This window comes from Sphaerotilus sp., from assembly GCF_031429695.1.
GTDB lineage: Bacteria > Pseudomonadota > Gammaproteobacteria > Burkholderiales > Burkholderiaceae_C > Sphaerotilus.
On the sequence record NZ_JANPAB010000039.1, the window covers coordinates 18,055 to 28,714 of the forward strand.

Genomic DNA, 10,660 nt, shown 5'->3' on the forward strand with positions numbered 1-10,660 from the left:
AATCAGGGTTTTCGAGTGTGATAGCGGCTTCCAATCTGGGTTTTCTGCCGTGTTCAATCATCTACTCTCCTTGGCCCGCGCCATCGACCGCCTGACCGATGGGTTCGGCTGGCTGGCGAAATGGGCCGTGCTCGCCTCGTGCGTGATCAGCGCCGGCAATGCCGTGATCCGCTACTTCTTCAACAACAGCTCCAATGGCTGGCTGGAAATCCAGTGGTATCTCTTTGCCGCCTGCGTGATGCTGGGCGCAGCGCAGGTGCTGCGGGTCAATGAGCATGTCCGGGTCGATCTGCTGTACGGCCGCCTGACCAGCCGCGGGCAGGTGTGGGTGGACCTGTTCGGACTGGTGGTGTTCCTGCTGCCGGTGATCGGGATGCTGGCCTGGATGACGTGGGATCTGTTTCTCGGCAAGTTCCACTCTGGTGAGATGTCCAACAACGCCGGCGGCCTGATCCGCTGGCCGGCGGTGCTGATGCTGCCGATCGGCTTCGGGCTGGTCTGGCTGCAGGCATTGGCCGAGATCGTCAAGCGCATCGGCTGGCTCACCCACCGGTACGAAATGGACACCCACTACGAAAGGCCCCTGCAATGAGCATGGAGCACTTCCCGCCCCTGATGTTCCTGGGGCTCATCCTCATCATGCTGATCGGGTTTCCGGTCGCATTTTCACTGGCCACGCTGGGCCTGGGCTGCGGTCTGTACGCGGTCCACATGGGCTGGTTCCAGCAGGCCTTCCTGTCGAACCTGCCGCTCAACGTCTTCGGCATCCTGTCCAACGACCTGCTGCTGGCGATTCCCTTCTTCACGCTGATGGGGGCGCTGCTGGAGAAATGCGGCCTCGCCGAGGACATGCTCGACTCGATGGGCCAGCTTTTCGGCCCCGTGCGCGGCGGCCTGGGCTACTCGGTCATCATCGTCGGCTTCATCCTCGGCGCCATCACCGGGACTGTCGCCGGCCAGGTGATCGCGATGGCGATGATCTCGCTGCCGGTGATGATGCGTTACGGCTACAACATGCGCTACGCGACTGGCGTGCTGGCCGCGTCCGGCACGATCACGCAGTTGGTGCCGCCATCGCTGGTGCTGGTCATCATGGCCGACCAGCTCGGCAAGCCGGTGGGCGACATGTACAAGGGTGCGTGGGGTCCGTCGATCCTGCAGATCCTGATCTTCCTGCTCTACACCTTCCTGGTGGCACGCTTCAGGCCTGAATGGGTCCCGGGTGTCCCCAAGGAAGCGCGCACGCTGCAGGGCTGGGCGCTGTGGAAGAAGTGCCTGCGCGGCATCATTCCGTCGGCCATCCTGATCTTCGCCGTGCTGGGCAGCATGGGCGGCCTGCCGGGCATGAACACGGCCATCGCCACACCGACCGAAGCGGGCGCGATGGGCGCGATGGGCGGCATCCTGCTGGCAGCCATCCATCGGCGGTTGAGCTGGGTCTTGCTCAAGGAAGCCATCCTCGGCACGATGCGGCTGACCGCGATGGTGGTGTTCATCCTGATCGGCTCGCGGGTGTTCTCGCTGGTGTTCCAGGGTGTGGACGGCGGCATCTGGATCGAACACTTGCTGTCGGGCCTGCCCGGCGGACAGGTGGGCTTCCTGCTCGTGGTCAACGTGTTCATCTTCTTCCTGGCCTTCTTCCTCGACTTCTTCGAGATCGCCTTCATCATCCTGCCGATGCTGGGGCCGGTGGCGGACAAGCTGGGGATTGATCTGGTCTGGTTCGGCGTGCTGCTGTGCGTGAACATGCAGACCTCGTTCATGCACCCGCCGTTCGGCTTCGCGCTGTTCTACCTGCGCGGCATCTCGGACACGCTGTTCAAGAACGGCGCCATCCCGCACAAGGTCGAGTCCAAGGACATCTACCTGGGTTCGATCCCGTGGGTGCTGATGCAGCTCGTGCTGGTGGTGATCGTGATCTTCTTCCCGGCGACGGTGACGTCCTTCCTCGACAAGCCGGTCGTGGTGGACGAGAGCCAGGCCACTGAGCTGCTGCAGCAGGTGGACATGGGCACCAAGTCCAACAGCAATGACGAGGCCATCAAGGCGATGGAGGGCGAGAAAAAATAATCCCTGACCGGGGTTCGGACAGCGCCCGCGGTGCTGTCCTGCGGGGGTACGCATTCGTTGATAAGCTCACGGAATGCGTGCCCCTTTTTCCTTTCGTTTCCCTCGATCCGCTGTGCTCGCGGTCGCCGGCCTCGGACTGCTGGCGGGATGCAGCACCCCGAAGCCGCTGCCGCCCCCGGTGTCGGTCGCAGCCACCACCCCCGTCTGGCACGCCCCGCTGCCGCACGCGGGCGACCCCGGCCGGCTCGTGTCCTGGTGGACGCAGTTCGATGACCCGCTGCTGCCCGTGCTGATCGACGAGGCGCAGGCCGCCCATCCGGTGCTCGCACAGGCGCTGGCCCGCATCCAGCAAGCGCGGGCTGGCCAGCGAGTTGCCGCCTCTGCCGGCTGGCCGACAGTCGGCGCGAACGTGCAGGCACAGCGCAGCTCCGGCGCCGCCACCGGCTTCAACCCCGTCAGCCAGACCAGCGCCATCGTCGATGCGGGCTGGGAGATTGACCTGTTCGGTGGCGTGCGCCAAGGTGTGACAGCAGCCCGTGCCCGTGCCGAGCAGGCAGAACTCGGCTGGCACGAGGCCCGCGTGTCGCTCGCGGCCGAAGTGGCGCAGACCTACATCGGCTTGCGCGCCTGCGAGGCGGCGGTGGCGCTCTTCACCCGCGAAGCCGACTCGCTCGGCCGCAGCAGCGCACTGGTGCAGAAGAAAGCGGACGTCGGCTTCGAGGCGCCCGCCAACGCCAAGCTGGCCCAGGCCTCGGCCGCACAGGCCCGTGACCGCGTGACCGCGCAGCAGACCGAATGCGCCTTGCTGGTGAAGGCGCTGGTGCTGCTGACCGGCGCCGAGGAACCCGCCTTGCGCGAACGGCTCGCCACCCGCAACGCCCGGCTGCCGCAACCCGCCGCATTCGCACTGACCACGCTGCCTGCCGCGACGCTGGCGCAGCGGCCGGACCTTGCCGCTGCCGAGCGCGAGTTGCAGGCCAGCGCCGCCGACGTGGGCGTGGCCGAGGCGGCGCGCTGGCCGCAGTTGACGATCGGCGGCAACCTCGGCATCGGGCTGGTGCGCACGGGCGGCAGCACCTCGGACGCCCTGACCTGGGGCTTCGGGCCGAACCTGTCGCTGCCCATCTTCAACCGGGGCAGATTGCAAGCGCAGGCCGACGCCGCCCGCGCCCGCTATGACGAGGCCCGCGCCGGCTACGCGCTGAAGCTGCGGCAGGCGGTGCGCGAGGTCGAGGAAGCCCTGCTGCGGCTCGACGCCAGCCACCGCCGCGAAGCCGACGCCCGCACCGCTGCCGAGGGCCTGCGCAGCTTCCTCGTCAGCACCGAGGAACGCGCCCGGCTCGGCTCGGCCAGCGTGATCGAGACCGAGGATGCCCGCCGCCTGACGCTCTCGGCCGAATCGACGCTGCTGGCCTTGCAGCGCGAGCAGGTCAGTGCCTGGATCAGCCTGTACCGCGCCGTCGGCGGTGGCTGGACCCGTGAGAACAACACCCCATCGTGACAACCGCCATGACCCAACGCCTCCTTGCCCCCGTCACGCTGACGCTGCTGCTCACGGCCTTGTCCGCACAAGCCGCCGACGCACCCGCCTCCGCCCCCCCGAAAGCCGCGCTGACCGTCGCCGTCACCACGCCGCAATCCGGCACGCTCCCGCAATCGCTCGCCGCCAACGGCAACGTCAGCGCCTGGCAGGAAGTCGTCATCGGCGCGGAAACCCAGGGGCTGCGGCTGGTCGAGGTCAACGTCCAGATCGGCGACCGGGTGAAGAAAGGCCAGGTGCTGGCGCGCTTGCAGGGCGACACCCTCGCCGCCGACCTCGCCGCGACGAAAGCCGGCCTCGCCGAAGCGGAAGCCACGCTCGCCGAAGCGCAGGCCAACGCCGAACGCGCCCGCGCCCTGCAACCCAGCGGTGCCCTGAGCGCGCAGCAAATCCAGCAATACACCACCGGCGAAGCCACCGCCAAGGCCCGGCTGCAGTCGCTGAAGGCCCGCCTCGCCGCCGACACGCTGCGACTGAACCAGACCACGCTGAAGGCGCCCGACGACGGGATCATCAGCGCCCGGCTCGCCACGATGGGCGCCATCGCGCAACCGGGGCAGGAGCTGTTCCGGCTGATCCGCCAAGGCCGGCTGGAGTGGCGCGCCGAAGTGCCCGCCGCCGACATGCACCGCGTGCAGCCGGGCATGGCGGTCAAGGTCGTGCCCGCCGGCGGCAGCGCGATCGACGCCAAGGTGCGCCTGCTCGCGCCGACCGTCGATCCGACCACGCGCAACGGCCTCGTCTACGTCGATCTGCCCGCCGCCAGTGCAGGCAGCACGGCGCGGCCGGGCATGTTCGCGCGTGGCGAGTTCGCCATCGGCCAGTCGAGCGCGCTGACGCTGCCGCAGACGGCGGTGCTGCTGCGCGACGGCTACAGCTATGTCTTCCGGCTCGGCAAGGACAACCGCGTGCTGCAGACCAAGGTGCAGACGGGCCGGCGCCTGGGTGAGCGTGTCGAGGTCACGGGCGGGCTGGACGCGGCGGCGCAGGTTGTCGCCAGCGGCGGGGGCTTCCTCGCCGACGGGGATCTCGTCAAGGTGGTGGCGGCTACTGCGGGAGCCAAGCCATGAACGTCTCCTCCTGGTCGATCCGCAACCCGATCCCGGCGATCCTGCTGTTCATCCTGCTCACGCTCGCCGGCCTGATGGGCTTCCGGGCGATGACGATCCAGAACTTCCCCGACATCGACCTGCCGACCGTCTCGGTCACGGCCGCCCTGCCCGGTGCCGCCCCTGCGCAGCTCGAAACCGAGGTCGCCCGCAAGCTCGAAAACGCCGTCGCCACGTTGAAGAGCGTCAAGCACATCTACACACTGGTCAGCGACGGCGCGGTGACGGTGACGGTCGAATTCCGCCTGGAGAAACCCACGCAGGAGGCGGTGGACGACGTGCGCGACGCGGTCGCCCGCGTGCGCTCGGACCTGCCGGGCGACCTGCGCGACCCGGTCATCCAGAAGATGGACCTGGCCGGCACGCCGATCCTGACCTACACCGTCGCCTCCGACCGGATGGACGACGAGGCGCTGAGCTGGTTCGTGGACAACACGATCGCCAAGCAGATGCTGTCGGTGCGCGGTGTCGGCGCGGTGTCGCGGGTGGGCGGGGTGACGCGGGAGGTGCGCATCGAACTCGACCCGGCGCAGTTGCTCGCGCTCAACGCCACCGCGTCGGACGTGTCGCGCCAGTTGCGCCAGATCCAGCAGGACGCGCCCGGCGGACGCAGCGACGTGGGCGGCGCCGAACAAGCGGTGCGCACGCTCGCCACCGTGCAGAGCGCGGAGGAACTCGGGCGGCTGGAGATCGCGCTGTCGGACGGCCGGCGGGTGCGGCTCGACCAGATCGCCCGCGTCACCGACACGGTGGCGGAACAGCGGGCAGTCGCGCTGCTGGACGGCAAGCCGGTGGTCGGCTTCGAGATCACGCGCTCCAAGGGCGCGGGCGAAGTGGCGATCGCGGCGGACGTGCGCCGCCGGGTCGAGGCGCTGCGCAAGGCCCACCCGGAAATCACCTTCACCGAGGCGTTCAACTTCGTCGATCCGGTGCAGGAGGGCTACGACGGCTCGATGCTGCTGCTCTACGAGGGCGCGGTCCTGGCGGTGATCGTGGTGTGGTTCTTCCTGCGCGACTGGCGGGCGACGCTGGTGTCGGCGATCGCGCTGCCGCTGTCGGTGATCCCGACGTTTGCGGCGATGTACCTGCTGGGCTTCACGGTCAACGTGGTGACGCTGCTGAGCCTGTCGCTGGTGGTGGGCATCCTGGTGGACGATGCCATCGTCGAGATCGAGAACATCATGCGCCACCTCGCGATGGGCAAGACCCCGTTCGAAGCGGCGATGGAGGCCGCCGACGAGATCGGCATGGCGGTGATCGCCACGACGTTCACGCTGATCGCGGTGTTCCTGCCGACCGCGTTCATGAGCGGTATCCCGGGGAAATTCTTCGTGCAGTTCGGCTGGACGGCGGCGATCGCGGTGTTCTTCTCGCTGGTGGTGGCGCGGATGCTGACGCCGATGATGGCCGCCTACCTGCTGCGCCCGCCGAAGCACGCGGAGAAGGAACCCGGCTGGATGGCGTGGTACCTGCGCCTGGCCCGCTGGTGCCTGAAGCACCGCATCGTCACGACACTGGCGACGACCGCGTTTTTTGTCGGCTCGTTCGCGCTGGTGCCGTATCTGCCGACCGGCTTCATCCCGCCCGATGACCTGTCGCAGACGCAGGTGACGATCAACCTGCCGCCCGGCTCGACGCTGAAGGAAACCCGTGCGCTGGCCGAGCAGGCGCGGCAACTGGTCATCCAGCACCCGCACGTCAAGCTGGTCTACACGGCCATCGGCGGTGGGGCGGCAGGCGCCGATCCGTTCGCGCCGCAGGGGGCTGCGAGCGTGACCAAGGCTGTGCTGACGATCAACATGACGCACCGCAACCAGCGCCCCGGCGTGAGCAAGCAGGACATCGAAGGTGAATTGCGCAAGCTCGTCGAGGTGCTGCCGGGGGCGCGGGTGAAGGTCGGCTTCGGCGGCTCCAGCGAGAAGTACATCCTCGTGCTCGCCAGCGAGAACGGCGCGGCGCTGGCCGAGCACGCCAAGGTGGTGGAGCGCGAGCTGCGCGGCATCCCGGGCATTGGCAACGTCGCCTCCACCTCCAGCCTCGTGCGGCCGGAGCTGATCGTGCGGCCGGACGCGGCGCGGGCGGCCGACCTGGGCGTGACCACTGCTGCCATCGCCGACACCCTGCGCGTGGCGACCAGCGGCGACTATGACCAGTCACTGGCGAAGCTGAACCTGTCGCAGCGGCAGGTGCCGATCGTCGTGCGGCTGCCGGCCGAGGCGCGGGCGGATCTGGAGCTGCTCAGCCGATTGCCGGTGCCGGGTACACGCGGGCCGGTGCCGCTGTCGAGCGTGGCGACGCTGGAGATGGCGAGCGGCCCGGCGCAGATCGACCGCTACGACCGCCAGCGCAACATCAACTTCGAGATCGAGCTGAACGGCGTGCCGCTGGGCGAGGTCGAGCGGCTGGCGCAGGCGCTGCCGAGCCTGCAGCAGTTGCCCCCCGGCGTGATGCAGACGACGGTGGGCGACGCCGAAGCGATGGCCGAGCTGTTCCAGAGTTTCTCGCTGGCGATGCTGACGGGCGTGCTGTGCATCTACATCGTGCTGGTGCTGCTGTTCAAGGACTTCATCCAGCCGGTGACGATCCTGGCGGCGCTGGTGATGTCGATCCCGGGCGCGTTCCTGGCGCTGTTCGTCACGCACACGGCGCTGTCGATGCCGTCGATGATCGGCCTGATCATGCTGATGGGCATCGCGACGAAGAACTCGATCCTGCTGGTCGATTACGTCGTGCTGGCGCGGCGTGACCACGGCCTGAACCGCTGGGATGCCGTGCTCGACGCCTGCCGCAAGCGGGCGCGGCCGATCATCATGACGACGATCGCGATGGGTGCGGGGATGATGCCGATCGCGCTGGGGCTGGGGGTCGATCCGAGCTTCCGGGCACCGATGGCCATCGTGGTGATCGGTGGGCTGATCACGTCCACGTTCCTGAGCCTGCTGGTGATTCCGGTCGTGTTCAGCTATGTGGACGACGGGATGGGGCTGGTGGGGCGGCTGTTGCGGCGCAAGGGCCGATCGGTGCCGGTGGTGTGATGGGCTGGCGTTGCTGTCACGGCGGCAGCGAGAAAACCGGCAGGCGCAGGTCCAGCGCGATGGCGGCCAGCCGGGTGGCAGCGACGGTGACGAATCCGGCGGCGAACGCGGCGCCCGTCGACGCCTTGGCCGCCCGCAGCAGCAGGTAGACCACGATGCCGGCGATGGCGGAAGAGGCGTAGATGTCCTGCCGGAAGATGAGCGGCACCTTGGCAGACAGCACGTCGCGCACCACCCCGCCCCCGGCGCCGCTCAGCGTGCCCATGAGGACGATCACCAGCGGTCGGCATCCAGCTTTCTCGGCGACCTGCGCGCCGGAGATGGCGAACAGGGCGAGGCCGAGCGCGTCAGCGGTGAGCAGCGCGTTCAGCGGGATGGGCCGGAAATGGACCCAGACCAGCGTGGCAGCGGTGGCGGCGATGACCGTGTAGAGCGGGCCGGAGTCCTTGATCCAGAAGATGGGATGCGCGCCCAGCAGGACATCGCGCAGGGTGCCACCACCGACGGCGGTAATGGAGGCGAGGACCAGGATGCCGAGCAGGTCGAGTTGCGCGGCGATGCCGGCCAGGGCGCCGCTGGCGGCGAAGACGGCGACGCCGAACAGGTCGAGGGCGTAGAGGACTGCAACGGGTTCGATGGCGGTCAGTCGCGCCGACATGTCGGGGCGATTCACTGCCGAGCGAGAACGACGTGCGTGGCCAGTGGCGAGCTTTCGTGCCTGGTGCAGGCGTAGCCCAGGGCAGGAAGGTTGACGCCTTCAAAGAGTCTTTCACCCGCGCCAAGCAGGACCGGCGAAATGGCGATGTGCATCTCGTCGATCAGGCGTTGGCGGAGACATTGCTGAATGACGCTGACGCCGCCACCAAGACGAACATCCTTGCCTGCGGCCACTGCGCGCGCTTGCGCCAGGGCGGCGGCAATGCCTTCCGTCACGAAGTGGAAGGTCGTGCCGCCTTCCATGACCAGCGGTGCGCGTGGGTGGTGGGTCAGCACGAACACTGGGACGTGGTAGACGGGATTCTCGCCCCACCAACCCCGCCAGCTCTCGTCTGGCCAAGGCCCGCGAACCGGCCCGAACATGTTCCTGCCGAGAATCCAGGCGCCGATGTTCTGAAAGCCTCGGGCGGCAAACTCATCGTCGAGACCCGCTGCTCCGCCATCGCTGCCGAACACGTTCTTCTGAAACGTGCGTGTGGACAAGGCCCAGCCGTGCAGCGAGGGGCCGCCCACGCCGAGCGGGTTGTTGATGTCCTGGTCCGGGCCAGCGCCGAAGCCGTCGAGTGAAATGGTGAAACTCTCTACGCGAAGCTTGGACATGGTGGTTCTCGGTAGGCTGGTGGCTGTCGCTTCGATGGAAGGGTTAGGCATCAGCTCGGCTGGATGAGTTCAAGTGCCTTCTTCCCACCGGGCACGACCTCTGTGGCCAACTTCAGATCCATCGTTGCGAGACGCCCTCCGTTTGCGTGGGCGAGTGCGAGCAGGTAGCTGTCCGTGACGCGCGAGTGGCTGGTGAGCAGTTCGGGTGCGAAGAACTCCGCGTCGCAGATGCTGATGGCGTCAGGCCAGAACTTGTGACCAGGCAAGCCGCGAATCGTGATCAGAGACTGAAGCACAACGCTGGGTGGACCAGGAGAATTCGGGTACTTGGGGTGCCCGATGATTCGGATGAGGCCGTTTTCGGTAAGTGGGCAAGTTGCAAAGCCTCTGCGACCGATCCGGGCGAACCAATCGTGGGCTTGGTCGTGCTGGATGTGTGCTGGATCGACCAGTGCAATCAGGACGTTGACGTCCAACAGGTACACGGTCACGGCAGTTCGTCACGCAGTTGGTTGACGAACTCCGGTGTAACCGGGGCAGCCCCGCGTCGGCTCGACAGCAGCGGCACACCGTTGCGCTCGGTTCGTGCAGTACGAGAGCCCATCGACAGACCCTGCCGAGCCAGTGTGGAGATCACTTCTCCCAAGCTCTTCCGATCACGCTCGGCGAGATGCTTGGCAGTGGCGAGGATGTCGTCGTCTATGGCGAGGGTAGTGCGCATGATGCTTGCTCCTGATGCGTCGCATCATACATCACGCATCATCTGTATAGCATGGGCCGCCGCAAAGTGTCAGGTTGAGCGAATGGTTAGGCATCATTCTCTGCCGCGTTTGCAATTGACTCACGCACTGAATCGAAGACACCGCCCACTGCTGCAGGCTGTACAGGTCCACTCCCGCTTCGAGCAGGTGCGTCGCATAGCAGTGGCGCAACGTGTGGATCCCGCCGTGCTTGGTGATCCCCGCTCGCAGGCACGCGCTCCGGTACCACCGCTGGGCATTGAGCCCGTCCATCGCCTGACGTGCGTCGCGGGGCGCGCTGAACAACCACCGCTCGGGCCTCGTCTGGCGCCACCACCCGCGCAGAACCCCCAGCACGTCCTCGCTCAACGGCACGTACCGGTCCTTGGCTCCTTTGCCTTGCTCTACCCTCAAGCACATCCGGTCCGCGTGGCTATCGATGTCACGCACCTGCAGATGGCACACCTCCGTCAGCCTCAGCCCCGTGCCGTACGCCACCTTCAGGAACGCCCTCGCCTTGTCATGCCCTGCCGCCTCGAACAGCATGCCAAGCTCCTCCCGCGAGAGTATCTCCGGCAGCTTCTGCGGCGCCTTGGCCAGCGGCACATAAAACGCCGAATCGTCCAGCCCCAATACCTTGCCGTAGAAAAACCGGTAGGCACACCCATACTGGTTCAAACTCGATCTCGACAATCCCTTGTCCCGCAGCAGGGCTTTGTTGCATAACCCAGCCGAGGCTGAGTTTCCCCTGACCCCAGACGGAGTTACGCCACAGCCCGCGTCACCGGGGTGCCCAAGTGGGTGAAGCGGTTGAGCACTGCGGCCCGCACCTGCAACTCCACCACCTGC

The 10,660-nt window shown here is 67.3% G+C and carries 10 protein-coding genes; 5 read left to right on the plus strand and 5 right to left on the minus strand.

Annotated features, from left to right (window positions below):
* Nucleotides 1–70 precede the first annotated feature (70 nt).
* From RMP06_RS07430 to RMP06_RS07450, 5 genes are all read left to right on the plus strand, one after another.
* On the plus strand, nt 71–592 hold the full coding sequence (locus RMP06_RS07430; RefSeq protein WP_310461136.1) for a TRAP transporter small permease subunit: 522 nt from the start codon (nt 71–73) through the stop codon (nt 590–592).
* A complete protein-coding gene (locus tag RMP06_RS07435) occupies nt 589–2,070 on the plus strand; it encodes a TRAP transporter large permease (protein ID WP_310461137.1) in 1,482 nt (493 codons plus the stop codon). Before RMP06_RS07430 ends, RMP06_RS07435 begins: the two co-directional genes overlap by 4 nt.
* 112 nt (nt 2,071–2,182) lie before the next feature.
* Nucleotides 2,183–3,571: an efflux transporter outer membrane subunit gene (locus RMP06_RS07440; protein ID WP_310461138.1), complete on the plus strand. Its 1,389-nt coding sequence runs from the start codon at nt 2,183–2,185 to the stop codon at nt 3,569–3,571.
* 8 nt (nt 3,572–3,579) lie between these two features.
* Nucleotides 3,580–4,680, plus strand: a complete 1,101-nt coding sequence (locus RMP06_RS07445; protein ID WP_310461139.1) for an efflux RND transporter periplasmic adaptor subunit — start codon at nt 3,580–3,582, stop codon at nt 4,678–4,680.
* Nucleotides 4,677–7,754, plus strand: coding sequence for an efflux RND transporter permease subunit (locus RMP06_RS07450; protein WP_310461140.1), 3,078 nt, complete (start codon nt 4,677–4,679; stop codon nt 7,752–7,754). The genes RMP06_RS07445 and RMP06_RS07450 overlap by 4 nt, the downstream gene beginning before the upstream one ends.
* Before the next feature lie 16 nt (nt 7,755–7,770).
* Here the strand turns inward: RMP06_RS07450 and RMP06_RS07455 are convergent, their stop codons facing one another.
* From RMP06_RS07455 to RMP06_RS07475, 5 genes are read right to left on the minus strand one after another with little or no spacing between them, the layout of a single operon-like run.
* Nucleotides 7,771–8,412, minus strand: a complete 642-nt coding sequence (locus RMP06_RS07455; protein ID WP_310461141.1) for a trimeric intracellular cation channel family protein — start codon at nt 8,410–8,412, stop codon at nt 7,771–7,773.
* Nucleotides 8,413–8,423: 11 nt separating this feature from the next.
* Nucleotides 8,424–9,071 carry a dihydrofolate reductase family protein gene (locus RMP06_RS07460; protein WP_310461142.1) on the minus strand — a complete coding sequence of 216 codons (648 nt, stop codon included), beginning with the start codon at nt 9,069–9,071 and terminating at the stop codon, nt 8,424–8,426.
* A gap of 50 nt (nt 9,072–9,121) precedes the next feature.
* Nucleotides 9,122–9,562 (minus strand): TA system VapC family ribonuclease toxin, encoded by a 441-nt coding sequence (locus RMP06_RS07465; protein ID WP_310461143.1) that lies wholly within the window; start codon nt 9,560–9,562, stop codon nt 9,122–9,124.
* Nucleotides 9,559–9,792, minus strand: coding sequence for a CopG family transcriptional regulator (locus RMP06_RS07470; protein WP_310461144.1), 234 nt, complete (start codon nt 9,790–9,792; stop codon nt 9,559–9,561). Before RMP06_RS07470 ends, RMP06_RS07465 begins: the two co-directional genes overlap by 4 nt.
* Before the next feature lie 31 nt (nt 9,793–9,823).
* On the minus strand, nt 9,824–10,489 hold the full coding sequence (locus RMP06_RS07475) for a tyrosine-type recombinase/integrase (RefSeq protein WP_310461145.1): 666 nt from the start codon (nt 10,487–10,489) through the stop codon (nt 9,824–9,826).
* Nucleotides 10,490–10,660 lie beyond the last annotated feature (171 nt).